Origin of the sequence: Streptomyces sp. NPDC052701 (assembly GCF_040678355.1) — a bacterium.
Taxonomy (GTDB): domain Bacteria; phylum Actinomycetota; class Actinomycetes; order Streptomycetales; family Streptomycetaceae; genus Streptomyces.
In genome coordinates this window covers 48,301-71,714 of record NZ_JBFATO010000007.1, presented here as the reverse complement: position 1 = coordinate 71,714, position 23,414 = coordinate 48,301, and the positions used below count along the sequence as shown (strand labels likewise).

The 23,414-nt window shown below is 71.2% G+C and carries 23 protein-coding genes and 1 pseudogene; 16 read left to right on the top strand and 8 right to left on the bottom strand.

Annotation, left to right across the window (positions count from 1 at the left end; translation table 11 throughout):
• Nucleotides 1-41: 41 nt before the first annotated feature.
• From atpB to AB0L29_RS11255, 10 genes and pseudogenes are all read left to right on the top strand, one after another.
• Nucleotides 42-812 carry a F0F1 ATP synthase subunit A gene (gene atpB, locus AB0L29_RS11300; protein ID WP_365825985.1) on the top strand — a complete coding sequence of 257 codons (771 nt, stop codon included), beginning with the start codon at nucleotides 42-44 and terminating at the stop codon, nucleotides 810-812.
• Between the two features lie 74 nt (nucleotides 813-886).
• On the top strand, nucleotides 887-1,120 hold the full coding sequence (gene atpE, locus AB0L29_RS11295; protein ID WP_143636214.1) for an ATP synthase F0 subunit C: 234 nt from the start codon (nucleotides 887-889) through the stop codon (nucleotides 1,118-1,120).
• Nucleotides 1,121-1,161: 41 nt separating this feature from the next.
• Nucleotides 1,162-1,710 (top strand): F0F1 ATP synthase subunit B, encoded by a 549-nt coding sequence (locus AB0L29_RS11290; protein ID WP_365825739.1) that lies wholly within the window; start codon nucleotides 1,162-1,164, stop codon nucleotides 1,708-1,710.
• A complete protein-coding gene (locus AB0L29_RS11285; RefSeq protein WP_365825737.1) occupies nucleotides 1,707-2,522 on the top strand; it encodes a F0F1 ATP synthase subunit delta in 816 nt (271 codons plus the stop codon). Before AB0L29_RS11290 ends, AB0L29_RS11285 begins: the two co-directional genes overlap by 4 nt.
• Nucleotides 2,523-2,661: 139 nt before the next feature.
• Nucleotides 2,662-4,251, top strand: coding sequence for a F0F1 ATP synthase subunit alpha (gene atpA / locus AB0L29_RS11280; protein WP_365825735.1), 1,590 nt, complete (start codon nucleotides 2,662-2,664; stop codon nucleotides 4,249-4,251).
• A 21-nt stretch (nucleotides 4,252-4,272) separates the two neighbouring features.
• The gene (locus AB0L29_RS11275) at nucleotides 4,273-5,190 is read left to right on the top strand and encodes a F0F1 ATP synthase subunit gamma (RefSeq protein WP_365825733.1); all 918 of its coding nucleotides are present in this window, start codon (nucleotides 4,273-4,275) and stop codon (nucleotides 5,188-5,190) included.
• Complete coding sequence (gene atpD / locus AB0L29_RS11270) at nucleotides 5,190-6,626, top strand: F0F1 ATP synthase subunit beta (protein WP_365825731.1); 1,437 nt, start codon at nucleotides 5,190-5,192, stop codon at nucleotides 6,624-6,626. The genes AB0L29_RS11275 and atpD overlap by 1 nt, the downstream gene beginning before the upstream one ends.
• 111 nt (nucleotides 6,627-6,737) lie before the next feature.
• Complete coding sequence (locus tag AB0L29_RS11265; protein WP_365825729.1) at nucleotides 6,738-7,112, top strand: F0F1 ATP synthase subunit epsilon; 375 nt, start codon at nucleotides 6,738-6,740, stop codon at nucleotides 7,110-7,112.
• A 161-nt stretch (nucleotides 7,113-7,273) separates the two neighbouring features.
• The gene (locus AB0L29_RS11260) at nucleotides 7,274-7,720 is read left to right on the top strand and encodes a DUF2550 domain-containing protein (RefSeq protein WP_365825727.1); all 447 of its coding nucleotides are present in this window, start codon (nucleotides 7,274-7,276) and stop codon (nucleotides 7,718-7,720) included.
• A gap of 120 nt (nucleotides 7,721-7,840) precedes the next feature.
• A pseudogene (locus AB0L29_RS11255) lies at nucleotides 7,841-8,741 on the top strand (leucine zipper domain-containing protein); the annotation flags it as partial.
• A gap of 108 nt (nucleotides 8,742-8,849) precedes the next feature.
• Here the strand turns inward: AB0L29_RS11255 and AB0L29_RS11250 are convergent.
• From AB0L29_RS11250 to AB0L29_RS11240, 3 genes are all read right to left on the bottom strand, one after another.
• A complete protein-coding gene (locus AB0L29_RS11250) occupies nucleotides 8,850-10,673 on the bottom strand; it encodes a glycoside hydrolase family 18 chitinase (RefSeq protein WP_365825725.1) in 1,824 nt (607 codons plus the stop codon).
• 121 nt (nucleotides 10,674-10,794) lie between these two features.
• The gene (locus tag AB0L29_RS11245; protein ID WP_365825723.1) at nucleotides 10,795-11,436 is read right to left on the bottom strand and encodes a response regulator transcription factor; all 642 of its coding nucleotides are present in this window, start codon (nucleotides 11,434-11,436) and stop codon (nucleotides 10,795-10,797) included.
• Complete coding sequence (locus AB0L29_RS11240) at nucleotides 11,433-12,617, bottom strand: histidine kinase (RefSeq protein ID WP_365825721.1); 1,185 nt, start codon at nucleotides 12,615-12,617, stop codon at nucleotides 11,433-11,435. Before AB0L29_RS11240 ends, AB0L29_RS11245 begins: the two co-directional genes overlap by 4 nt.
• A 164-nt stretch (nucleotides 12,618-12,781) precedes the next feature.
• Between AB0L29_RS11240 and AB0L29_RS11235 the strand changes: the two genes are divergently transcribed.
• A complete protein-coding gene (locus AB0L29_RS11235; protein WP_365825719.1) occupies nucleotides 12,782-13,372 on the top strand; it encodes a hypothetical protein in 591 nt (196 codons plus the stop codon).
• A gap of 38 nt (nucleotides 13,373-13,410) precedes the next feature.
• On the opposite strand, the gene AB0L29_RS11230 is transcribed toward AB0L29_RS11235, so the two are convergent.
• From AB0L29_RS11230 to AB0L29_RS11220, 3 genes are read right to left on the bottom strand one after another with little or no spacing between them, the layout of a single operon-like run.
• On the bottom strand, nucleotides 13,411-13,983 hold the full coding sequence (locus tag AB0L29_RS11230; protein ID WP_365825717.1) for a cob(I)yrinic acid a,c-diamide adenosyltransferase: 573 nt from the start codon (nucleotides 13,981-13,983) through the stop codon (nucleotides 13,411-13,413).
• A 13-nt stretch (nucleotides 13,984-13,996) separates the two neighbouring features.
• Nucleotides 13,997-14,746, bottom strand: coding sequence for an ABC transporter permease (locus tag AB0L29_RS11225; protein WP_365825715.1), 750 nt, complete (start codon nucleotides 14,744-14,746; stop codon nucleotides 13,997-13,999).
• Nucleotides 14,747-14,755: 9 nt separating this feature from the next.
• The gene (locus AB0L29_RS11220; protein WP_365825713.1) at nucleotides 14,756-15,538 is read right to left on the bottom strand and encodes an ATP-binding cassette domain-containing protein; all 783 of its coding nucleotides are present in this window, start codon (nucleotides 15,536-15,538) and stop codon (nucleotides 14,756-14,758) included.
• Nucleotides 15,539-15,617: 79 nt separating this feature from the next.
• Between AB0L29_RS11220 and AB0L29_RS11215 the strand changes: the two genes are divergently transcribed.
• The 4 genes from AB0L29_RS11215 to AB0L29_RS11200 all read left to right on the top strand — a co-directional run bounded on the left by AB0L29_RS11215 (nucleotide 15,618) and on the right by AB0L29_RS11200 (nucleotide 20,566).
• The gene (locus AB0L29_RS11215; protein ID WP_365825711.1) at nucleotides 15,618-16,259 is read left to right on the top strand and encodes a TetR family transcriptional regulator; all 642 of its coding nucleotides are present in this window, start codon (nucleotides 15,618-15,620) and stop codon (nucleotides 16,257-16,259) included.
• Between the two features lie 125 nt (nucleotides 16,260-16,384).
• Nucleotides 16,385-17,233, top strand: coding sequence for a 3-hydroxyacyl-CoA dehydrogenase family protein (locus tag AB0L29_RS11210; protein WP_365825709.1), 849 nt, complete (start codon nucleotides 16,385-16,387; stop codon nucleotides 17,231-17,233).
• A 163-nt stretch (nucleotides 17,234-17,396) separates the two neighbouring features.
• Nucleotides 17,397-17,720 (top strand): STAS domain-containing protein, encoded by a 324-nt coding sequence (locus AB0L29_RS11205; protein ID WP_365825707.1) that lies wholly within the window; start codon nucleotides 17,397-17,399, stop codon nucleotides 17,718-17,720.
• Between the two features lie 260 nt (nucleotides 17,721-17,980).
• Entirely contained in the window at nucleotides 17,981-20,566 is a 2,586-nt protein-coding gene (locus AB0L29_RS11200) for an ATP-binding protein (protein WP_365825705.1), read from the top strand.
• Between the two features lie 95 nt (nucleotides 20,567-20,661).
• Here the strand turns inward: AB0L29_RS11200 and nucS are convergent, their stop codons facing one another.
• Nucleotides 20,662-21,333 (bottom strand): endonuclease NucS, encoded by a 672-nt coding sequence (nucS, locus tag AB0L29_RS11195; RefSeq protein WP_365825703.1) that lies wholly within the window; start codon nucleotides 21,331-21,333, stop codon nucleotides 20,662-20,664.
• Between the two features lie 295 nt (nucleotides 21,334-21,628).
• On the opposite strand from nucS, the gene AB0L29_RS11190 reads away from it, so the two are divergent.
• Nucleotides 21,629-22,021, top strand: a complete 393-nt coding sequence (locus tag AB0L29_RS11190) for an SCO5389 family protein (RefSeq protein WP_365825701.1) — start codon at nucleotides 21,629-21,631, stop codon at nucleotides 22,019-22,021.
• Nucleotides 22,022-22,151: 130 nt separating this feature from the next.
• Here the strand turns inward: AB0L29_RS11190 and AB0L29_RS11185 are convergent, their stop codons facing one another.
• Complete coding sequence (locus AB0L29_RS11185; protein ID WP_365825699.1) at nucleotides 22,152-23,180, bottom strand: LLM class flavin-dependent oxidoreductase; 1,029 nt, start codon at nucleotides 23,178-23,180, stop codon at nucleotides 22,152-22,154.
• Between the last annotated feature and the right edge of the window lie 234 nt (nucleotides 23,181-23,414).

Genomic DNA, 23,414 nt, shown 5'->3' with positions numbered 1-23,414 from the left:
CTGACCAGACCCAGCTCGCCTTTGACTGGAGCTGTCGGATCATGTCCGACAACGGGTGTGGCTTTCCGGCTCCGGGCCTGCACTCGTTCCTCTTCAAGCCGATCACCACGGTCGGGGGGTTCGAGTTCAACAAGGTGATGCTGCTCGCGCTCATCACCACCGTTCTCGTGATCGGCTTCTTCTGGGCCGCCTTCGGGAAGGCCAAGGTCGTCCCCGGCAAGCTCCAGATGGTCGGTGAGGCCGGCTACGACTTCGTCCGTCGCGGCATCGTGTACGAGACGCTCGGCAAGCGTGAGGGCGAGAAGTACGTGCCCCTCATGGTCTCGCTGTTCTTCTTCATCTGGATCATGAACATCTGGTCCGTGGTCCCGCTGGCCCAGTTCCCGGTCTCGTCGATCATCGCCTACCCGGCGGTGCTGGCCCTGATCGTCTACGTGGTCTGGGTGTCGCTGACCTTCAAGCGCCACGGCTTCGTCGGCTTCTTCAAGAACGTCACCGGCTACGACAAGTCGCTGGGCGCGGTGCTGCCGCTGGTCGTGGTCATCGAGTTCTTCTCGAACCTGCTGGTCCGGCCGTTCACCCACGCGGTGCGACTGTTCGCCAACATGTTCGCCGGTCACCTGATGCTGGTCATGTTCACCGTCGCCTCCTGGTACCTGCTGAACAGCTGGATGATCCCGGCGGCCGGTGTCTCCTTCGTCATGACCGTCGTCATGATCCTCTTCGAGCTTTTCGTGCAGGCCGTCCAGGCGTACGTCTTCGTGCTCCTCGCCTGCTCGTATATCCAGGGCGCTCTCGCCGAGCACCACTGAGCGACCCCGCCCCAGCCCCCTGAACGTCCGGTGGCCAACCCCCGCCGGTCCATGAAAGAGAAGGAAGAATCAGCATGGCTGCCCTTGAGACCCTCGCCGCCGTCGAAGGCAACATCGGTTCCATCGGCTACGGCCTCGCCGCCATCGGCCCCGGCGTCGGCGTCGGCATCATCTTCGGCAACGGCACCCAGGCCCTCGCCCGCCAGCCCGAGGCCGCCGGTCTGATCCGTGCCAACCAGATCCTCGGCTTCGCCTTCTGTGAGGCGCTCGCCCTCATCGGCATCGTCATGCCGTTCGTCTACAACTGACGGACGCCGACGAGCCAAACCTTTCGACGAAAGGCACTGATGTGATCGCCAACCTGGTACAGCTGGCGGCCGAGGAGGAGCAGAACCCGCTCGTTCCTCCGGGTCCCGAGCTGCTCGTCGGCACCATCGCCTTCGCCATCGTGTTCTTCTTCTTCTGGAAGAAGCTGCTTCCGAACATCAACAAGGTTCTGGAGGAGCGCCGCGCGGCGATCGAAGGCGGTATCGAAGAGGCCGAGACCATGAAGGTCGAGGCCCAGAGCGTCCTTGAGCAGTACAAGGCCCAGCTCGCCGAGGCCCGGCACGAGGCCGCGCGTCTGCGCCAGGAGGCGCAGGAGCAGGGTGCCGCGCTCATCGCCGAGATGCGGGCCGAGGGCCAGCGTCAGCGCGAGGAGATCATCGCCGCCGGTCACGCGCAGATCGAGGCCGACCGCAAGGCCGCCGCGTCCGCGCTGCGCCAGGACGTCGGCAAGCTCGCCACCGACCTGGCCGGCAAGCTCGTCGGCGAGTCCCTCGAGGACCACGCCCGGCAGAGCCGCGTCATCGACCGCTTCCTCGACGAGCTCGAGGAGAAGGCCGAGGCCGGGCGATGAACGGAGCGAGCCGCGAGGCCCTGGCCGCCGCACGTGAGCGTCTCGACGCGCTGACGGACTCCACGTCCGTGGACGCGACGCGGCTCGCCGACGAGCTGGCCGCCGTCACCGCGCTGCTCGACCGCGAGGTGTCGCTGCGTCGGGTCCTCACCGACCCGGCGCAGGCCGGTGAGGCCAAGGCCGAGCTGGTCCAGCGCCTGCTGGGCGCCCAGGTCAGCGGTCCCACCGCCGACCTGGTGGCCGGCACGGTGCGCTCCCGCTGGTCACAGTCGCGCGACCTGGTGGACGCGCTGGAGGAGCTGGCGAACACCGCCGACCTCACCGCCGCGCAGCAGGCGGGCACGCTCGACGACGTCGAGGACGAGCTGTTCCGGTTCGGCCGGATCGTCTCCTCGAACACCGAGCTGCGCGCCGCGCTCACCGACCGCAAGGCCACCGCCTCGGCCAAGGGCGAGCTGCTGCGCAGCCTGCTCGGCGGCCGGGCACGGCCGACCACCGAGCGTCTGGTGAAGCGTCTTGTGACCGCGCCGCGGGGACGTAGCCTGGAGGCAGGGCTCGAGTCCCTGTCCAGGCTCGCCGCCGAGCGCCGGAACCGCATGGTGGCCGTCGTCACCTCCGCGGTTCCGCTGAGCGACGCGCAGAAGCAGCGCCTGGGCGGTGTCCTGGCGAAGCTCTACGGCCGCCAGATGCACCTCAACCTCGACGTGGACCCCGCGGTCCTCGGCGGGATCCGGGTGCAGGTCGGCGACGAGGTCATCAACGGCTCCCTCGCGGACCGCATCGAGGACGCCGGCCGCCGGCTGGCGGGCTGACCGACACCGCGGCACCGCGGCAACTGAACACGCAGTACGTACTTACGGCCCATGTTGGGCCGTGAAGAGGATTCCTGGGGGTCGCCCCCAGACCCCCCAAGTGAAACTTCGGGCCCAACAAGGAGAGCAGGGAACCCAGATGGCGGAGCTCACGATCCGGCCGGAGGAGATCCGGGACGCACTGGAGAACTTCGTCCAGGCGTACCAGCCGGACGCGGCCTCGCGCGAGGAGGTCGGTACGGTCACCCTTGCCGGCGACGGCATCGCGAAGGTCGAGGGTCTTCCCTCGGCCATGGCCAACGAACTGCTGAAGTTCGAGGACGGCACCCTCGGCCTCGCCCTCAACCTCGAGGAGCGCGAGATCGGTGCCATCGTCCTCGGTGAGTTCAGCGGCATCGAGGAGGGTCAGCCGGTCACCCGCACCGGTGAGGTCCTCTCCGTGGCGGTCGGCGAGGGTTACCTCGGCCGCGTCGTCGACCCGCTCGGCAACCCGATCGACGGCCTCGGCGAGATCGAGACCGACGGCCGCCGCGCCCTCGAGCTGCAGGCCCCCACGGTCATGCAGCGCAAGTCGGTGCACGAGCCGATGGAGACGGGCTACAAGGCCGTCGACGCGATGACCCCGATCGGCCGTGGTCAGCGTCAGCTGATCATCGGCGACCGCCAGACCGGCAAGACCGCCCTGGCCGTCGACACGATCATCAACCAGCGCGACAACTGGCGCTCGGGCGATCCGAAGAAGCAGGTCCGCTGCATCTACGTCGCCATCGGTCAGAAGGGCTCCACCATCGCGTCGGTCCGCCGCGCGCTGGAGGAGAACGGCGCGCTGGAGTACACGACCATCGTCGCCGCCCCGGCGTCCGACCCGGCCGGCTTCAAGTACCTGGCGCCGTACACCGGTTCGGCCATCGGTCAGCACTGGATGTACCAGGGCAAGCACGTCCTGATCATCTTCGACGACCTGTCGAAGCAGGCCGACGCCTACCGCGCCGTCTCCCTGCTGCTGCGCCGCCCGCCGGGCCGCGAGGCCTACCCGGGTGACGTCTTCTACCTGCACTCCCGCCTGCTGGAGCGCTGCGCCAAGCTCTCCGACGACATGGGTGCCGGTTCGATGACCGGTCTGCCGATCGTCGAGACCAAGGCCAACGACGTCTCGGCGTTCATCCCGACCAACGTCATCTCCATCACCGACGGCCAGTGCTTCCTGGAGTCCGACCTGTTCAACGCCGGTCAGCGCCCGGCCCTGAACGTCGGTATCTCGGTCTCCCGAGTCGGTGGTTCGGCCCAGCACAAGGCGATGAAGCAGGTCTCCGGCCGTCTGCGCGTCGACCTCGCCCAGTTCCGTGAGCTGGAGGCGTTCGCCGCCTTCGGTTCCGACCTGGACGCCGCGTCGAAGGCGCAGCTGGAGCGCGGTCAGCGCATGGTCGAGCTGCTGAAGCAGGCGCAGTACCAGCCGATGTCCACCGAGGACCAGGTCGTCTCCATCTGGGCCGGCACCACCGGCAAGATGGACGATGTGCCGGTCAACGACGTCCGCCGCTTCGAGAGGGAGCTGCTGGAGTACCTGCACCGCAAGGAGCAGGGCCTCATGACCTCCATCCGGGAGGGCGGCAAGATGTCCGACGACACCCTGCAGGCCGTCGGCGACGCCATCGCGGAGTTCAAGAAGCAGTTCGAGACCTCGGACGGCAAGCTGCTCGGCGAGGACGCCGCGTCCGCCGCCAAGTGACGTAAGGAAGGGACCTGACTCATGGGAGCTCAGCTCCGGGTCTACAAGCGTCGCATCCGATCCGTCACCGCGACCAAGAAGATCACCAAGGCGATGGAGATGATCGCCGCCTCGCGCGTCGTCAAGGCGCAGCGCAAGGTGGCGGCCTCCACGCCGTACGCGACCGAGCTCACCCGCGCGGTCACGGCGGTCGGTACCGGTTCGAACACGAAGCACCCGCTGACCACCCAGGCCGAGACGGTCGCCCGGTCCGCGGTGCTGCTCCTGACGAGCGACCGTGGTCTCGCCGGTGCCTTCAACTCCAACGCCATCAAGGCGGCGGAGCAGCTGACCGAGCGCCTGGAGCGCGAGGGCAAGCAGGTCGACACGTACATCGTCGGCCGGCGGGGTGTGGCCCACTACAACTTCCGTGAGCGCAAGGTCGCGGAGTCGTGGACGGGCTTCACCGACGAGCCGACGTACGCGGACGCCAAGAAGGTCGCGGCTCCGCTGATCGAGGCCATCGAGAAGGACACGGCGGACGGCGGCGTGGACGAACTCCACATCGTCTTCACCGAGTTCGTGTCGATGATGACGCAGACGGCGCAGGACCAGCGCCTGCTGCCGCTCAGCCTCGACGAGGTCGCGCAGGAGACGGCGCCCAAGGGCGAGATCCTTCCGCTGTACGACTTCGAGCCCTCGGCGGAGGACGTCCTCGACGCCCTGCTGCCGCGCTACGTCGAGAGCAGGATCTACAACGCGCTGCTTCAGTCGGCCGCTTCCAAGCACGCCGCCACGCGGCGCGCGATGAAGTCGGCCACCGACAACGCCGGAGAGCTCATCGAGACGCTCTCCCGGCTTGCCAACGCGGCCCGCCAGGCCGAAATCACCCAGGAAATCAGCGAGATCGTCGGTGGCGCGAGCGCCCTGGCCGACGCGACCGCGGGGAGTGACAACTAATGACCACCACTGTTGAGACGGCCACGGCGACGGGCCGCGTCGCGCGGGTCATCGGCCCGGTCGTCGACGTGGAGTTCCCCGTCGACGCGATGCCGGAGATCTACAACGCACTTCACGTCGAGGTCGCCGACCCGGCGAACGCGGGCGAGAAGAAGACGCTGACCCTCGAGGTCGCCCAGCACCTGGGCGACGGCCTGGTCCGCGCGATCTCCATGCAGCCCACCGACGGTCTGGTCCGCCAGGCCCCGGTGACCGACACCCACGCCCCGATCTCGGTGCCGGTCGGCGACTTCACCAAGGGCAAGGTGTTCAACACCCTCGGTGAGGTGCTGAACGTCGACGCCGAGTACGACGGCGAGCGCTGGCCGATCCACCGCAAGGCGCCGAACTTCGACGAGCTCGAGTCGAAGACCGAGATGTTCGAGACCGGCGTCAAGGTCATCGACCTGCTGACCCCGTACGTCAAGGGCGGCAAGATCGGTCTGTTCGGTGGTGCCGGCGTCGGCAAGACGGTGCTCATCCAGGAGATGATCTACCGTGTCGCCAACAACCACGACGGTGTCTCCGTGTTCGCCGGTGTCGGTGAGCGCACCCGTGAGGGCAACGACCTCATCGAGGAGATGACCGAGTCGGGCGTCATCGACAAGACCGCGCTGGTCTTCGGTCAGATGGACGAGCCCCCGGGCACCCGTCTGCGCGTCGCGCTGGCCGGCCTCACCATGGCCGAGTACTTCCGTGACGTCCAGAAGCAGGACGTGCTGTTCTTCATCGACAACATCTTCCGCTTCACGCAGGCCGGCTCCGAGGTCTCCACGCTGCTCGGCCGTATGCCCTCCGCGGTGGGTTACCAGCCGAACCTGGCCGATGAGATGGGTCTCCTCCAGGAGCGCATCACCTCGACCCGTGGTCACTCGATCACCTCGATGCAGGCGATCTACGTCCCCGCGGACGACCTGACCGACCCGGCCCCGGCCACCACGTTCGCCCACCTCGACGCGACGACGGTGCTCTCCCGCCCGATCTCCGAGAAGGGCATCTACCCGGCCGTGGACCCGCTGGACTCCACGTCCCGCATCCTGGACCCGCGTTACATCGCGCAGGACCACTACGACTGCGCCATGCGCGTCAAGGGAATCCTGCAGAAGTACAAGGATCTCCAGGACATCATCGCGATCCTCGGTATCGACGAGCTGGGCGAGGAGGACAAGCTCGTCGTCCACCGTGCCCGTCGCGTGGAGCGCTTCCTGTCCCAGAACACCCACGTCGCCAAGCAGTTCACCGGCGTGGACGGTTCGGACGTGCCGCTGGAGGAGTCGATCGCCGCGTTCAACGCGATCTGCGACGGCGAGTACGACCACTTCCCGGAGCAGGCGTTCTTCATGTGCGGTGGTCTCGAGGACCTGAAGAAGAACGCGAAGGAGCTGGGCGTCTCCTGAGCCTCGTGCTCTTCCTGAGGGGGCGGGCGCGTCCCGCCCCCTCATTCACGCCCATTAGACTTGTAACCAACACCCGGCAGTCCCGCCGGGTGGTGACCCGAGGAGCCACCCTTGGCTGCTGAGCTGCACGTCGAGCTGGTCGCCGCCGACCGCCAGGTCTGGTCCGGCGAGGCCACCCTGGTCGTCGCGCGCACCACGTCCGGCGACATCGGCGTCATGCCCGGTCACCAGCCGCTGCTCGGTGTGCTGGAGTCGGGCCCGGTGACCATCCGTACGAGTGACGGTGGGACGGTCGTCGCCGCGGTGCACGGCGGTTTCATCTCGTTCGCGGACGACAAGCTGTCGCTGCTGGCCGAGACCGCCGAGCTGTCGGACGAGATCGATGTCCAGAGCGCGGAGCGGGAGCTCGAGCGCGCGAAGGCGGAGGGCGACGCAGCCGCCGAGCGTCGCGCGGACGTCCGACTGCGTGCGGCGGCGGCGCGCTGACACGTGAAGGCGATCCCCTGGCCGTCTAGGCTCGGGGGGAGCCGTGCGATGACGTCACTCAGCCGCGGCCGGCACCGGAGCGATCCGGAGCCGGCCGCGGCTGAGGCAGATATGGGTGTTTTTTACGTTCCGTTACCTAGGAGACGAGGAGGTCGGTGCCGATGGTCCTCGCTCTGACTGTGTGCGGAATCGTCGTGGCCCTCGTGCTCGTGGGCCTGTTCGTCTTCGGGCTGCGCCGCCGGCTGATCCAGCGCTCGGGCGGCACCTTCGACTGCAGCCTGCGCTGGGACGCCCCCGAGCAGGGTGACGCCGGCGGCAAGGGCTGGGCCTACGGGGTGGCCCGGTACAACGGCGACCGCGTCGAGTGGTACCGCGTCTTCTCCTACGCCCCGCGCCCGCGCCGCGTCCTGGAACGCTCCGCGATCGAGGTGGCCGGCCGCCGCGTCCCCGAGGGCGAGGAGGAGCTGGCACTGCTGTCCGACTCGGTGATCCTCGCCTGTCTGCACCAGGGCACGCGTCTGGAGCTGGCCATGAGCGAGGACGCACTGACCGGTTTCCTCGCGTGGCTGGAGGCGGCCCCGCCCGGTCAGCGGGTGAACGTGGCCTAGCTGTTCCGCCCGGGGAGGTCGTGGGCAGGTGGTGCAGGTCCCGACCGGGGGACCTCGAAATGGGTGAGGGCCTTCTGGCTCGGTGTGGATTGCGACGTCCGCCCCAGCAGAAAGGTCCTCGTGTCCCACCGTGATGCACCCCTGACCGAGACCGGCAGCCTGCGCCTGGCCCGCTGCGTGGTCGAGGACGGCTGGGCGCTGCGCCGGGCCGCCGAACGCTTCCAGGTCTCGTCGACCGCGGCCCAGCGGTGGGCCTACCGCCACCGGCAGTACGGCGAGGCGGGCATGGCCGACCGCTCCAGCCGCCCGCCGGTGCCCCCGCCGCACTCCCACCCGTACTGAACGGCGCATCATCAAGATCCGCGTTCTGCGCCGCTGGGTCCGGCCCGCATCGCGCCCCTGGACCGGGCCACAGGCCGTGTCGTACGCCGTTACGAACGCGAGAAGACCCGGCGAGCCGGTCCACGTGGACATCGAGAAGCTCGGCAACATCGTCGACGGCGGCGGGCACGAGATCCCCGGCCGGGCCGCGGGCCGCAAGAACCGCACGAACGCCGGCCACCGGGGGCGCCGCCCGGCCGAAGGCTGGGTGACTACCTGCACACCGCCGTGGACGACCACTCCCGCCCGGCTTGCAGCGAGATCCACCCGGACGGGAAGAAGCAGACCGCCACCGGCCTCTGGCCCCGGGCCCAGGCGTTCCTCGCCCGGGCCGGGATCACCGTCGAACGGGCGCTGACCGGCAACGGCTCCTGCTGCCGCTCACGCGACTGGCGCGATGCCCCGGCCGCGGCCGGGACCGTCCACAAGCGAACCCGGCCCTGCCGGCCGCGGACCAACGGCGAGGTCGAGCGCTTCCACCGCACCCCGCTCGAAATGGGCCTACGCCCGCCCCTACCGCTTCGAGGCCGAACGACGGGCCGCCTTCGGCGAGTGGCCGCACACCCGCAACCACCACCGCGGACACACCGCGCCGAAAGGCCAACCACCCGCCAGTCGCGTCCCCATCCTCACAGGGAAATGCATCCAGCCCGCGGGACTCTCCCTCCCGAACGGTAAAGGGGCGGCACCGCAGGGTGCCGCCCCTTCACCGTGCCGGGCCCGGGTGCTCCGCCCGGGCCCCGCTGCCTTACTTCAGGCCCGCGTCGATGGCGGACACCAGCTCGCCGTTGCCGGTGTCGCCGCTGAACTCCCAGAAGAAGGCGCCGCCCAGGCCCTGGTTCTTGGCCCAGGCCATCTTCGTGCCGATGGTGGCGGGGGTGTCGTAGGACCACCAGTTGCTGCCGCAGTGCGCGTACGCCGTGCCCGCGACGGTGCCGGTGGCCGGGCAGGACGTCTTGAGGACCTTGTAGTCCTCGATGCCCGCCTCGTAGGTGCCGGTCGCCGGGCCGGTCGCCGTGCCGCCGGGGGCGGACTGGGTCACGCCGGTCCAGCCGCGGCCGTAGAAGCCGATGCCGAGCAGCAGCTTGGCCGCCGGGACGCCCTTGGCCTTCAGCTTGGCGATGGCGGCGGCGGAGGTGAAGCCCTCCTTCGGGATGCCCGAGTACGACGTGAGCGGCGAGTGCGGGGCGGTCGGGCCGGTCTTGTCCCAGGCGCCGAAGTAGTCGTACGTCATCACGTTGTACCAGTCGAGGTACTGGGCGGCGCCGCCGTAGTCGGCCGCGTCGATCTTGCCGCCGTCCGTGCCGTCCGCGGTGATGGCGGCGGTGATCAGGTAGTCCTCGCCGAACTCGGCGCGCAGCGCCTGGGAGAGGGTCCTGAACGCGGCGGGCCCGGAGGTGTCGCAGGTCAGGCCGCAGGCGTTCGGGTACTCCCAGTCGATGTCGATGCCGTCGAAGACGTCGGCCCAGCGCGGGTCCTCCACCACGGCCTTGCAGGACTTGGCGAACGCGGCCGCGTTCTGCGCCGCCTGGCCGAAGCCGCCGGAGTAGGTCCAGCCGCCGAAGGAGTACAGCACCTTGATGTGCGGGTACTTCGCCTTCAGCTGGCGCAGCTGGTTGAAGTTGCCGCGCAGCGGCTGGTCCCAGGTGTCGGCGGTGCCGCTGACGGACTGGTCGGCGGTGTAGGCCTTCTCGTACGCGGCGAAGGTGTCGTCGACGGTGCACTGACCGTTCTTGACGTTGCCGAACGCGTAGTTGATGTGCGTGATCTTGGCGGCCGAGCCGGACGTCACCAGGTTCTTGACGTGGTAGTTGCGGCCGTAGACGCCCCACTCGGTGAAGTAGCCGAGCTTGACCTTGTCGCCGGTGGGCGGGGGCTCCTCGGTGCTGCCGGCGGTGCGGACCTTGACCGAGCCGCTGACCGGGCCGGTCTGGTCGGCGGTGTCACGGGCCTGCACGGCGTAGGAGTAGTCGGTGCCCTTGGTCAGGCCGGTGTCCGTGTACGAGGTGGTCGTCACGGTGGCGACCTTGGTGCCGTCGCGCAGGACGTCGTAGTTCTTGACGCCCTTGTCGTCGGTGGCGGCGGACCAGGCCAGCTTCACCGAGGTCTCGGTGACGCCGGAGGCGGTGGGGGTGCCGGGCGCGGAGGGGGCCGCGTCGCCGGGGACCGAGCCGCCGTCACAGCTGCCGCCGTTGAGCTTGCAGTTGGCGGGGGAGCCGGAGCCGGAGCCGTTGAAGCCGAAGGTGACGGAGGCGCCCGGGGCGAGGGTGCCGTTCCAGGCCTTGTTCTTGGCGGTCCAGTGGGTGCCGGAGGAGGTGACGTCCGCGTCCCAGGAGGAGGTGACGGAGGTGCCGGAGGGGAAGTCCCACTCGACGGTCCAGGAGCTGATGGCGGTGGTGCCGGTGTTCTTCACCGTCCACTTGCCCTCGAAGCCGGAGCCCCAGTCCTGGGTCTTGGCGTAGGTGGCGGTGGCGGACGTGGCGGCCTGGGCCGGGCTCGCGAGGCCGACCAGTCCGGCCAGCGGGAGCAGCAGGGTCGCGAACCCTGCCGCGGCTCTGTGTCTGAAGCGCATGGTGCGCCTCCTCGTCGGGGGTGTGGGGGGGCATGACTGAGCCTCATGCCCACAGTGCGGCGAGAATAGAAAGGTCTGGACCACAGGTCAATAGGTCTGGACCACTTGCCGCGGGCGCTCTTCAGATCCCCAACTCCTGGGCGAGGACCGCCGCTTGAACCCGGCTGCGCAGCCCCAGTTTCCCCAGCAGACGGCTGACGTGCGTCTTCACGGTCGCCTCGGCCATGTCGAGCCGTTCGGCGATACCGGCGTTGGACAGACCCTCGCCGAGGCAGGACAGCACCTCGCGCTCGCGCCGGGTGAGCTGGTCCAGGACGGCCGGGTCGGCCGCGGGCCCCCGTACCGGCTTCGCGGCGAACTTCGCGATCAGCCGCCGGGTGACGGCGGGCGCGATCAGGCCCTCGCCGCGCGCGACCGTCCGGACGGCCTCCAGCAGGTCCCCGGCCTCGGTGTTCTTGAGCAGGAAGCCGCAGGCGCCCGCGCGCAGCGCGCCGAAGACGTACTCGTCCAGGTCGAACGTGGTCAGCACCAGGACGTCGGCGAGGTCCTCGGCGACCACCCGCCGGGTCGCCGACACCCCGTCCAGGCGCGGCATCTGCACGTCCATGAGCACCAGGTCGGGCCGCAGCTCGCGGGCCAGGGCCACCGCCTGCTCGCCGTCCGCCGCCTCGCCGACCACCTCGATGTCGGGTGCGCTGCGCAGGATGAGGACCAGCCCGGCGCGGACGGCGGACTGGTCCTCGGCGACCAGGACGCGGATCATGCCCAGTCTCCTTCCGTGAGGGGCAGGGCGGCGCGTACCGCCCAGACCTTGCCGTCCGGTCCCGTCTCGGGGCCGGCCTCGAACGTGCCGTCCAGCAGCGCGACCCGCTCCCGCATGCCCACCAGACCGGCGCCGGAACCGGGCGCGCGCGGCCCGTCCCGGTCGCCGTACGGGCTGGTCACGGCGATGGCCAGCAGGCCGTCCCGCTGCCGGAGCACGACCGTGACCCGGCCGGGAGGGGCGTGCTTGAGCGCGTTGGTCAGCGACTCCTGCACGATCCGGTACGCCGCGAGCTCCACCGGTGCGGGGACCTTCTCGTGCGTGACGTCGAGGGCCACGTCGAGCCCGTTGGCGCGGGCGGTGTCGACCAGGGCGCCGATGCCGTCGAGGGTGGGAGCCGCCGCGGGCTCGGTGTCCCCGCTGGAGTCCCGCAGGATGCCGATCAGCCGCCGCATCTCGGCCAGGCCGTCCACGCTGTTCTCCCGGATCACGGCGAGCGCCTCCCGGGAGGTCCCCGGATCGTCGAGGGAGAGCGCGGCGGTGGAGTGGATGGCGATCGCGGAGAGGTGGTTGGCGACCATGTCGTGCAGTTCGCGGGCCATCCGGGCGCGCTCGGCGGTGACCGCCTGGGTGCGGTCCATCTCGGCGAGCAGCGCGGTCTGCTCGGCGCGCAGCCGGGCCGTCTCGGCGGCGTCGCGGTGGTAGCGGACGATCAGGCCGGTGGAGGCGGGCGCGAACGCCACGATGCCGGTGCCGACACCGATCAGCAGCGCCTCGGGCTCGCGCCACACCGCGAACGGCACCACCGTCGCCACCACCGTCAGCAGCCCGGTGATCCAGGGGATGCGGCGCGCCGAGGCGGGCGTGCCGTACAGGACGGCCGCGTACATGAGGTCGGTGTACATCAGCAGCGTGACCAGGTTGCCCTGCGTCACGGTGTCCGTGACCAGGGCCGCCGTGCCGGTCAGCAGGGCGGTGCGCGGGGCGGTCCGGCGCAGCAGCTCGCAGCCGGCGGTCACGGCGAGCGGCAGCAGGACCCACCCGGAGCCGTGGAGCAGCACGACCGGCTCACCGGCCGGCCGGGTGCCCAGACCGATGCCCCACAGCAGGAGCCCGCCGAGCAGGCCCGCGGCGGCGGCGCACACGTCGACGCGGTGCGGGCGGGGGAGTCGTAGGGCCATGGGCACCATCCAACACGGCACGTGCCGCGCGCGCCTGATCCACGCGGACGGTCCTGGACTGCATCTTTCGATGTACCGCGAGTTCGTCGCCGGCGACGACGAAACCGGCGGGCGCAGACGGGAGCCTTGGAGGGTGAGCGAAACCGCCGGAAGGAGCGCGAGCCGTGATCGTCACACTGATCGTCCTCTGTGAGGTCGGCTTCTGGGTGCTGCTGGCGGCCGGTCTGGCCTTCCGGTACCTGCTGAGGATGCCGCGCACGGGTCTGGCGCTGCTGCTGTGCGAGCCGCTGCTGGAGGTCGTCCTGCTGGTCGTCACCACGCTCGACCTGAAGAACGGCGCGGACCCGAGCTGGAAACACGGCCTGGCCGCGCTGTACATCGGCTACACCGTCGGCCACGGCCACCGCACGGTGAAGTGGCTCGACGGCCACGCCGCCCACCGCCTCGCCGGCGGCCCGCCCCCGCCGGGGCCCCCGCGCTACGGCATGGCCCGCGCCCGCCACGAGGGCAGGGTGTGGCTGGGCACGGTGGCGGCCGCCGCCGTGGCGAGCGCGCTGCTCCAGCTCGCCGTCTGGTACGTCGGCGACCCGGGCCGCACGGGCTCCCTGCACGAGTGGATGTACATCGCCTGGCGCGCGGCCGGCATCCACGGCCTGATCGCGCTGTCGTACGCGATCTGGCCGAAGAAGGCGCCGGCGGACGAACCCGGGGCGACCTCCGGGAAGCGGGGCGAGAAGGAACGGGCGGGCCGGTGAGCCGCGGGGCCGGGCACCTGGGGGAGGGGAGCGCCGCCTCAGCGCTCCCCGCCCGGCACCCACAGGACGTCGCCGGCCTCCTTGTTGGCCGCGCGGGCCAGGATGAACAGCAGGTCCGACAGGCGGTTGAGGTAGGTCGCCGTCAGGGGGTTCATCGTCTCGCCGTGCGCCTCCAGGGCGGCCCACGTGGAGCGTTCGGCCCGGCGCACGACCGTGCAGGCCTGGTGCAGCAGGGCCGCGCCCGGGGTGCCGCCCGGCAGGATGAAGGAGCGCAGCTTCTCCAGCCGCCCGAGGAAGCGGTCGCAGTCCTCCTCCAGCCTGTCGACGTAGAACTGCTCGACCCTCAGCGGCGGGAACTCCGGGTTCTCCACGACCGGTGTCGACAGGTCCGCGCCCACGTCGAACAGGTCGTTCTGGACGCGGGTGAGGACCTTGACGATCTCCTCGTCCAGGCCGCCCAGCGCGATCGCCGTGCCGATCACCGCGTTGGCCTCGTTGGCGTCGGCGTACGCGGCGATGCGCAGGTCGGTCTTGGGGACCCGGCTCATGTCGCCGAGGGCGGTGGTGCCCCGGTCGCCGGTCCTCGTGTAGATGCGCGTCAGATTGACCATGCGGCCAGCGTAGTTAGGCTCCGGCCGTGCGGAACACCCGTGTGCCCACCGTCACGGCGAGCACCGTGAGGCCGACGGCCGCCAGGACGCCGTACAGCATGTGCGCCGTGGCGTAGGCGCCGACGTAGGCGTCCCGCACCGCGTCCACCAGATAGCGGAACGGCATCAGGTGGGACAGGACGTCCAGCCAGGCCGGGCCCAGGGTCATCGGGAGCATCAGGCCCGACAGCAGCATCGACGGCATGGTCAGCGCGTTGATCGCGGGGCCGAACGTCTGCGGGGTGCTGAGCCTCATGCCCAGCGCGTACGACAGCGACGCCAGCGAGACGGTGAGCAGGGCGACGAACGCGAAGCCGATCAGGACGCCGGGCAGCGGTGCCCGCAGGCCCATGGCGACCGCCGCCAGCACCAGCAGGACCGCCTGGAAGACGAAGACCGTGGCGTCCCGCAGGACCCGGCCGAGCAGCAGGGCCAGCCGGCTGACGGGGGTGACCCGCATGCGTTCCACCACCCCCTGGCCCTTCTCGATGATGATCGCGAAGCCCGCGAACGAGGCCCCGAAAAGAGCCAGTTGGAGCAGCAGCCCGGGGACCAGGACCTGCCAGGAGCTGCCCTGTCCGCCGAGCGGCAGGTCCGTGAGCAGGGGCCCGAAGAACACCAGGTACAGCAGCGGCATCAGGACGCCGAACAGCAGGGCGAAGCCGGAGCGGAGGGACTGGCGCAGGCAGCGGCCGTAGATGAGCGCGGTGTCGTGCAACAGCATGGGGGGTCCTTATACGGCTACGGGGGCGGGGTCGGCGGCAGCGGTGCTGCGGCCGGTGACGGCGAGGAAGGTGTCCTGCAGCGAGGCGTCGGGCGAGCCGCCGTACCGCAGCTTCAGCGCGCTCGGGGTGCCCTCGGCCGCCACCACGCCCCGGTCGACGATCACCAGGCGGTCGGAGAGGGCGTCGGCCTCGTCGAGGTGGTGGGTGGTCAGGAAGACGGTCGTGCGGTGCTCGTCGCGCAGCCGGCGGACCAGGTCCCACAGGTCGGCGCGGCCGCCGGGGTCGAGGCCGGTGGTCGGTTCGTCGAGGAACAGCACCTTCGGGCGGTGGGTGAGCGCCATGGCGATGTCCAGGCGGCGCCGCTGGCCGCCGGAGAGCGCGGCGCACTTGCGCTCCAGCAGGTCGGCGAGGCCGAGGTCGCGCGCCAGCTCCTCGGCGCGGGAGACGGCCTGCGCCTTCGTCAGGCGGTACAGGCGCCCTTGGGTGACCAGCTCCTCCCGCACGGTGATCTGCGGGTCGACGCCGCCGGACTGCGCCACGTAGCCGCAGGCCCTGCGCACCCCCGCGGGGTCGGTCGCCAGGTCGCACCCGGCGACCGTGGCCGCGCCGCCGGTGGGAGCCAGCAGGGTGGTGAGCATCCGGAGGGTGGTGGTCTTGCCGGCGCCGTTCGGGCCGAGGAAGCCGAGGATCTCTCCCTCGCGGACGGTGAGGTCGATGCCGCGCACGGCCTCCACGGGGCCGCGTGCGGTCTGGAAGGTACGGGCCAGGCCGGCCGTACTGATGATTGCCATGGCGACAGGAAAACAGAGTCACTGAAACTTTGCAACGTCCACAAAAATCCATCGGCACCAGTGAAGTTAGGATCCCGTCATGGCCGAGGGACTCAGGGAACGCAAGAAGCGGCAGACCAGGCAGTACATCTCCGATGTCGCCACAGCTCTCTTCATCGATCGCGGCTTCGACGCCGTCACCGTCGCGGAGGTCGCACAGGCCGCGAACGTCTCCGTGAACACCGTGTACAACTACTTCCCGGCCAAGGAGGACCTCTTCCTCGACCGCTCCAAGGGCGTGATCGACCGGCTCTCGCGCTGGGTGCGCGGCCGGCGCGACGGCGAGTCGGCGGCCCGGGCCGTCCTGCGCGAACTGCGCGAGGAGGTCGAGACGGTGTCGCCCCGCGTCGGCCTGATGGACGGTTACGAACGGTTCATGAAGGTCGTCCAGGACTCGCCGGCGCTGCGCTCCCGGATGTGGGCGATCGGCCAGGAGGTGCTCCTCGACCTGGAACGGACCCTGCGCGAGGAGACCGGCGCCCCGGCCGACGACCCGATGCCCGCCCTGATGGCCGGTCAGATCAACTGGCTGCACGAAACCGTCATCGCCACCATCGGACAGCGCATGCTCGCCGGCGGCCGCCCCTCCGAGGTCTCCCGCGAGGTGCTCGCGCTGCTGGACGACATGGAGGAGCTGCTGAGCGAGAAGGTGCTCGGCTACGCCGTCCGGGACGCCGGATGAGCCGCGCCGGTGTGATGTCCGTCATGTGAGACGTGACGCGCATTACTTACCGGTCACACGGGCCCTCACGAGCGCTAGTGTCCGCCGGAGAGAAGAACGACAGCGCGTATCAGGGGAGTCGCACAGTGGCACGGAAGCTCGCCGTCATCGGAGCCGGCCTGATGGGTTCCGGCATCGCCCAGGTCTCCGCGCAGGCGGGCTGGGACGTCGTCCTGCGGGACGTCACCGACGAGGCGCTGACGCGCGGCACCGACGGCATCAAGGCCTCGTACGACAAGTTCGTGAGCAAGGGGAAGATGGAGGCGCACGACGCCGACGCCGCCCTCGCCCGCATCACCGCGACCACCGACCTGGACGCCGCGGCCGACGCGGACGTCGTCGTCGAGGCCGTCTTCGAGAAGCTGGAGGTCAAGCACGAGATCTTCCGCACGCTCGACAAGCTCGTGAAGCAGGACGCGATCCTCGCCTCCAACACCTCCGCCATCCCGATCACCAAGATCGCGGCCGTGACGGAGCGCCCCGAACGGGTGGTCGGCACGCACTTCTTCTCGCCGGTGCCGATGATGCAGCTGTGCGAACTCGTGCGCGGCTACAAGACCAGCGACGAAACCCTCGCCCGGGCCCGGGAGTTCGCCGAGTCGGTCGGCAAGACCTGCATCGTCGTCAACCGGGACGTCGCCGGCTTCGTGACGACCCGGCTCATCTGCGCCCTCGTCGTCGAGGCCGCCAAGCTGTACGAGTCGGGCGTGGCCAGCGCCGAGGACATCGACCTCGCCTGCAAGCTGGGCTTCGGCCACGCGATGGGCCCGCTCGCCACGGCGGACCTCACGGGCGTCGACATCCTGCTGCACGCCACCGGCAACATCTACACCGAGTCCCAGGACGAGAAGTTCGCCGCACCCGAGCTGATGCGCCGGATGGTTGACGCCGGTGACATCGGGCGCAAGAGCGGGCAGGGCTTCTACAAGCACTGAAACCGCACAGGCCCCGGGGGCATCACACCCCGGGGTGAATTCGGTATCGGTTCGCCCGCAGACGGCAACCTCCGGAGGCTTCAAACAGTCAAAGGTTGCATCACCGGTATCGGAACGGGATCGGAACAACGCGGAGTACGAGACGCACGCACGGGGAGCGCATATGCACATCAGGGGCGACCACGTCGAGCTGGTCGTCGGGGGCCGCCTCGACGTGCGCAGCGCGGCGGACGCCCGTACGGTCCTGCACTCGGCCGTCGACGGCGGAGTCGGCGACCTGGTGCTCGACCTGTCCGAACTGGACTCCTGGGACGCCACCGGACTCGGCGTGATCATGGGGGCCCACCGGCGGGCCGGCCGCTGCGGCCGGCGGCTGGTGCTGCGCGGCGTGCCGCCGCAGATGCAGCGCCTGCTGGTGGCCACCCGGCTGCACCGGATCCTGGCGATCGAGGGGGGCATCGGGGTGGAGAGCCTGCCCCGCGTGTGACCCCCGCACGGGTGTGAACCGGATGACCCGGGAGACCCGGCCGACGTCGGCGAATCGTGCGACGCGCACAATCCTCACGAGACTGTGACGTCTCGGACGGCACGGTACCCCGGACTGTCGTGGATACTGAGCGAAGGTTTAGGGTTCGGCTGCCCGCTGCCTTGCCACCCTCAAGCGGGCCCGGACCAGAAGCGACAGCGCGGTGTGCAGCAAGGCCGGGAGGGGCTACAGGCACACGACGCTTTTGGGGGCTTGGACCTATGGACCCGAACACCCGTGGACCCGAGGAGCACGGCCACGACGGCGGGAGCACCTTCCGGTCGAGTGAATCCGAGACCGGGGGAGGCCACCCGGCGCGCCAGCGCCCGCCCAGGGAATCCCTCGCATCCGACTTCGGACAGCACGCACCCGCGCTCGCCCGCACGGTGCAGCTCGTCTCCGGCGACTTCCTGCTGACCGTCAACCCCGTGGACGGCAGCGAGATCGAGGTCCGTCCGCCCGCCGAGCGGCCCGGCCCGCCCGCCAGGCTCGCCGCGGACAAGCGCGCCGAGGCCGACCGCGCGGCCAAGCCGTCCGCGCCGCCCGGCCCGGCGCTGCCCCCGCTGCCGCTGCTGGCCCGCCAGGACGAGCGCGAGCGGCTGGTGAGACTCCTCGCCCGCGGCCGCTCCGTCCGCCTCACCGGCCCCGCCGGCTCCGGCCGCACCCGGCTCCTCGACACCGTCGCCGAGGACTGCGCGGACCTCGCCCCCGACGGCGTCGTGCGTCTCAACGGCCACCACCGCACGGCCGACGACCTGCTGTACGACCTGTTCTACGCCGTCCACGACGCCCCCCTGCACCGCCCGGACCGGGACGAACTGCTGGAGGCCGTCCGGCGGATCGGCGCGGTCGTCGTCCTGGACGACGTCGAGTTCGGCGGCGCCGCCCTGGACGAGCTGCTGGCGGCCACCCCCGAATGCGCCTTCCTGATCGGCGCCACCCCGGACGTCCCCGCGCCCCTGGCCGACACGGCCGTCGAGGAGGTCCTCCTCGGCGGCCTCGACCGCGCGGCCGGCCTCGACCTGATCGAGCACGCCGTCGGCCGCCGCCTCACCGACGACGAGGCCAACTGGGCCGGCGACCTGTGGTTCGAGTCCGAGGGACTGCCGCTCAGGTTCGTCCAGGCCGGCGCCCTGCTGCGGCAGCGCGACCGGCTGCGCGCCGGCACCGGCACCGTCGACGAGTTCGGGGTCTTCGAGGACGCCCGGCCCGGCGACCTGCCCCACGACGCCGCCGAGGGCGACGAGACAGCGCTGCCCCCGCTCGGCGAGGCCGCCGCGCCCGCACCGCTGCTCGCCTCCCGGCTGAGCCCCTCCGCACGGGCCACCCTGCGCTTCGCCGTCGCCCTCGGCGGCGAGGTGCCGCACCAGGCCCACCTGCCCGCCCTGGTCGGCGACACCCACGCGGACGCCGCGCTCGGCGAGCTGGCCGCCTGCGGCCTGGTCTCCCCGGTCGGCGCCCGCTACCGGCTCGCCGCCGGGGTACTCACCCAGCTGGAGGCCGCCGGGTACGCCGACGACATCCAGGACCGGGCGCTGGCCGCCGCCCGGCACTACGCCTGGTGGGCCGGACACCCCTCGGTCACCCCCGAGCGCGTGTGCGCCGAGGCCGACGCGGTGCTCGCCGCCCTCGCCGTCCTGGTGCCGGCCACGGCCCCGTCCGCCGAGGGTGAGGACAGCGCCGCCGTGCGGCTGGCCCGTACGGCCGCGCCCGCCTTCGCCGCGGGCCTGCACTGGAGCGCCTGGGAACGGGCGCTGCGCGCCGGCGCCGAGGCCTCCCGGCTCGCCGGGGACGTCGCCGAACAGGCCTACTTCCACCACGAGCTCGGCGTTCTCGCACTGTGCGGCGGGCAGCTCGAGCGGGCCCGCGCCGAACTGGAGGCCTCCATCGGGCTGCGCGGCGCCCTCGCCGACAAGCGCGGCACCGTCGCCGGCCGCCGCGCCCTCGCCCTGGTCGCGGACCGCTCCGGCGCTCCGCTGGCCCTCGGCGCCGCGGGGCTCGGGCCGACGGCGGGGGAGGAGGTGCCCGACGCCCGTCACGAGGAGTCGGCCTCCCCGCCCCGCGGTGCCCCGGTGGCGTTCCCCGAGCTCCAGCCGCCCACCGACGTGCCGGTGGTCGCCCACCGCGGCGCGCCCGCGCGTCCCGCGCCCGTGCGTCCCGCGCCCTCGCGCAAGGCGCGCGGCGGCCTCAAGGGCCTGGCCCGGCGCAACCTCGTCGCGGCCGGTGCGGGCGCGATGCTCGTCGCCGTGCTCGGCACGGTGGTGACCCTCGGCGCCACCTCCGAGAACGACGCCGGCACCCCGTCCGACCAGGTCGGCGTCAACCCGTCCGCCAGCCAGGGCGTGGACGACGGCACCCTGGGCGCGGACGTGCCCGTGAAGGACGACGGCGGCGACACCGGCGTGGCCACCGGCCGCCGGACCGACCCCGGCCCGGACGGCACCCTCGGCACCTCCGACGATCCGACGCCGACGGGCACGGGGTCGGCGCGGCCGTCGGACGAGCCGAGCGGTACGCAGGGCTCCGGCGATCCGACGCCGACGTCCAAGCCGTCCACGTCCACGCGGCCGTCGTCGCCCACGTCGAAGCCGCCGTCGTCCCAGCCGCCCACGTCCCAGTCGCCGACCTCCGAGCCGCCCACGTCCCAGCCGCCGACGTCCCAGTCGCCGACGTCCGAGCCCCCGCCGTCGACGCCGTCCACCTCCGACTCGGCCAGCGGCCCGGCGTCCAGCGCGCCCGTCTCCTCCAGCGCGCCCGCGAGCGCGCCGGGGAGCGGCGCGCCCGGCAGCTCCGGCCAGGTGATCTGAGGGCCCGTGAGAATCCCCGTGCACGAAAGTCCGTGCACGGAAAGAGGGGCCGGGTCCGTTCCCCGGACCCGGCCCCGCGAACCTCCTGCCGTCGCTCAGAACAACCGCAGCTTGTCGTCCTCGATGCCGCGCAGCGCGTCGTAGTCCAGCACCTGGCAGCCGATGCCCCGGTCGGTCGCCAGGACACGGGCCTGGGGCTTGATCTCCTGGGCGGCGAAGATGCCGCGCACCGGGGCCAGCCGGGGATCGCGGTTCAGCAGCTCCAGGTAGCGGGTGAGCTGCTCCACGCCGTCGATCTCGCCGCGCCGCTTGATCTCGACCGCGACGGTCCGCCCCTCGGCGTCCCGGCACAGGATGTCGACCGGCCCGATGGCCGTCGGGTACTCGCGGCGGATGAGGGTGTAGCCCTCGCCGAGCGTCTCGATGCGGTCGGCGAGCAGCTCCTGGAGGTGCGCTTCCACGCCGTCCTTGATCAGGCCCGGATCCACGCCCAGTTCGTGCGTGGAGTCGTGCATGATCTCCTCCATCGTGATGATGAGCTTCTCGCCCGCCTTGTTGGTGACGGTCCAGACGCCCTCTTCGTCGCCGGAGCCCTCCTTCAGCGTGCAGGGCGGCGACATCCAGTTCAGGGGCTTGTAGGCCCGGTCATCAGCGTGAATCGAGACGCTGCCGTCCGCCTTGACCAGGATCAGGCGGGGAGCCGAGGGGAGGTGGGCGGTGAGCCGCCCGGCGTAGTCCACGGAGCAGCGGGCAATGACGAGACGCATGGTCGGCAACGCTACTCGACGGGCGAGGGTACGCGCGATTCGCCCACCCGTCTCCCGCCACCGCCTCCGTCCGGGCCCGGCGGACCGCCCCACTTGTTCGGGAAAACACACGTTCCCCGATGGCCGATTACCTGCCCACGGGAAGTCCCCCATCTGGGTTCTCCTGGTGCCGTCACGGTCCGTTGCTTACGGTAGGGAACGGGAGGTCGCGGGGCGTGCACGCAGCGTGTCGGCACCGCGAGCTCCCTCATCTGTCCGGCAACCCCTGCTGGTTGGGGGTGCGAGAGGAGAACCCATGTCGCTCGACGTCTCACCGGCCCTACTCGAGCAGGCCGAGCGAGGCGAGGTCGACGATGCAGCCTTCGTCGACTGCGTCCGGACCTCCCTGCCCTACGCGTGGGAGATGATCAGCTCTCTGGTGGCCCAGCTGAAGGTGGACGGCGGCCAGTTCGCCGACAACCAGACGCCCCCGCCGGACGAGCAGGCACGCGGTCAGCTGCTGCGTGCACTCGCGAGTGACGCGATACGCGGTGCGCTGCAACGGCACTTCGGTGTGCGGCTGGCCTTCCAGAACTGCCACCGCGTGGCGGTGTTCCCGCTTGACTCCTCGGTCGACGAGACGCTGGCGCGCTTCACCTCGGTCCGCAGTCAGCTGCTGAACCAGTCGCCGGAGCTGCGCGACTGCTGACGCAGACAGCCGTCGGGCCGCCGCTTCGCACGCGGGAGGGGGGTACGTACCGGAGGGCAGGCCGTCCGTGACGTACCCCGGGGGACGCGAGTCCTCCGGGGGCACGCCCGTCGCAGGACGGGCGGCCGGCTCAGCGGAGTTGGGGCAGCACCTCGGCCCCGAGCCGCCGGACGTTCTCCTCGGTCGCCGCCAGGTCCCCGGAGCCCTCGACGAGCAGGGCGAAACGGGAGATGCCGGTCCGCTCGCTGGTCGCCGCGAGCCGGTCGGCGCACAGACGGGGGCTGCCCACCGGGTGCAGCCCGCAGAGCAGTTCGGTGTACGCCAGCGGATCGCGCATCCGGCGCGCCCGGCCGTCCACCGTGACATGGGCGTCGAGTCCCTGCCTGAGCCAGCCCGGCATCGTCTTCAGCAGGGTCTCCGCCGCGTCCGTGCGCCGGTCGGCGATCTGGCAGACGCCGGCGGACACGTGGGCCGCGGTGTGGATCTCCTCCGCCGGCCGTCCGCCCGCGCGCGCGTGCTGCCGCCACAGGGCGATCATCTCGGCCTTCTCCTCGTCCCCGACGTGCATCCCGAGCAGCATCGGCAGCCCGCGCTCGGCGGCCAGCCGGACACTCGTAGGCGACGTGCAGGCCACGACGACCTCGGGCCCCTCGGTGTCCGTCAGGGCCTCCGACGGCCGCGGTACGACGGGGACTTCGCGGAAGCGGTAGCGCTCCCCGTCGGCCGCCACGGACGGTTCGCGCAGCCAGCGCACCAGCAGATCGAGTGATTCCGGGAACCCCTCCTCGTACGCCCGCAGGCCCGCGCCGAAGACCTCCAGGTCCACCCAGGGCCCGCCGCGCCCCACGCCCAGCGTGAAGCGCCCGCCGCTCGTCAGGTGCAGCAGCGCGGCCTGTTCGCCCAGGGTCACGGGGTGCGTGGTGGGCAGCACGCTCACCGCCGTGCCGACCCGGAGGCGGCGGGTACGGCCCAGCAGCAGGGCGGCCAGTGTGACGGCCGACGGGCAGGTGCCGTACGGCACGAAGTGGTGCTCGGCCAGCCAGACCGTGTCGAGCCCCGCCTCCTCGGCCACCTCGGCCGAGCGGACCGCGCGGTGCAGTGCCTCTCCCTCGCCCTGACCGGGGAACCGGGCCGCCAACACGAAACTTCCCACGCGCATGCTTTCCTGCTTCCTTGACTCCGACGCGGAGCTCCCCACAGGACATAACCGTCCGACACGTACCGAGGACACGGTCGGACGAAGGGATGTGCGGATTGTCTGCAGAACGGGCCGCTCCCGGGGGAGTCCCGGACACCCCGCGGAGGGAGGGCGGCGACGGGTGGCGTACACCTGCCCCCGTCGGCGCCGCGTAGGCTGGACGCGGCCCCTGCTTCCCGTACAGCCCCGTGAGGT

Coding starts and splice junctions, on each gene's coding strand:
- atpD (WP_365825731.1), top strand. CDS start 5,190: ATGACCACCACTGTTGAGACGGCCACGGCGACGGGCCGCGTCGCGCGG.
- AB0L29_RS11215 (WP_365825711.1), top strand. CDS start 15,618: ATGGCCGAGGGACTCAGGGAACGCAAGAAGCGGCAGACCAGGCAGTAC.
- nucS (WP_365825703.1), bottom strand. CDS start 21,333: ATGCGTCTCGTCATTGCCCGCTGCTCCGTGGACTACGCCGGGCGGCTC.
- atpE (WP_143636214.1), top strand. CDS start 887: ATGGCTGCCCTTGAGACCCTCGCCGCCGTCGAAGGCAACATCGGTTCC.
- atpA (WP_365825735.1), top strand. CDS start 2,662: ATGGCGGAGCTCACGATCCGGCCGGAGGAGATCCGGGACGCACTGGAG.
- AB0L29_RS11250 (WP_365825725.1), bottom strand. CDS start 10,673: ATGCGCTTCAGACACAGAGCCGCGGCAGGGTTCGCGACCCTGCTGCTC.
- atpB (WP_365825985.1), top strand. CDS start 42: ATGTCCGACAACGGGTGTGGCTTTCCGGCTCCGGGCCTGCACTCGTTC.
- AB0L29_RS11200 (WP_365825705.1), top strand. CDS start 17,981: ATGGACCCGAACACCCGTGGACCCGAGGAGCACGGCCACGACGGCGGG.
- AB0L29_RS11205 (WP_365825707.1), top strand. CDS start 17,397: ATGCACATCAGGGGCGACCACGTCGAGCTGGTCGTCGGGGGCCGCCTC.
- AB0L29_RS11225 (WP_365825715.1), bottom strand. CDS start 14,746: ATGCTGTTGCACGACACCGCGCTCATCTACGGCCGCTGCCTGCGCCAG.
- AB0L29_RS11275 (WP_365825733.1), top strand. CDS start 4,273: ATGGGAGCTCAGCTCCGGGTCTACAAGCGTCGCATCCGATCCGTCACC.
- AB0L29_RS11190 (WP_365825701.1), top strand. CDS start 21,629: ATGTCGCTCGACGTCTCACCGGCCCTACTCGAGCAGGCCGAGCGAGGC.
- AB0L29_RS11185 (WP_365825699.1), bottom strand. CDS start 23,180: ATGCGCGTGGGAAGTTTCGTGTTGGCGGCCCGGTTCCCCGGTCAGGGC.
- AB0L29_RS11220 (WP_365825713.1), bottom strand. CDS start 15,538: ATGGCAATCATCAGTACGGCCGGCCTGGCCCGTACCTTCCAGACCGCA.
- AB0L29_RS11260 (WP_365825727.1), top strand. CDS start 7,274: ATGGTCCTCGCTCTGACTGTGTGCGGAATCGTCGTGGCCCTCGTGCTC.
- AB0L29_RS11285 (WP_365825737.1), top strand. CDS start 1,707: ATGAACGGAGCGAGCCGCGAGGCCCTGGCCGCCGCACGTGAGCGTCTC.
- AB0L29_RS11230 (WP_365825717.1), bottom strand. CDS start 13,983: ATGGTCAATCTGACGCGCATCTACACGAGGACCGGCGACCGGGGCACC.
- AB0L29_RS11240 (WP_365825721.1), bottom strand. CDS start 12,617: ATGGCCCTACGACTCCCCCGCCCGCACCGCGTCGACGTGTGCGCCGCC.
- AB0L29_RS11245 (WP_365825723.1), bottom strand. CDS start 11,436: ATGATCCGCGTCCTGGTCGCCGAGGACCAGTCCGCCGTCCGCGCCGGG.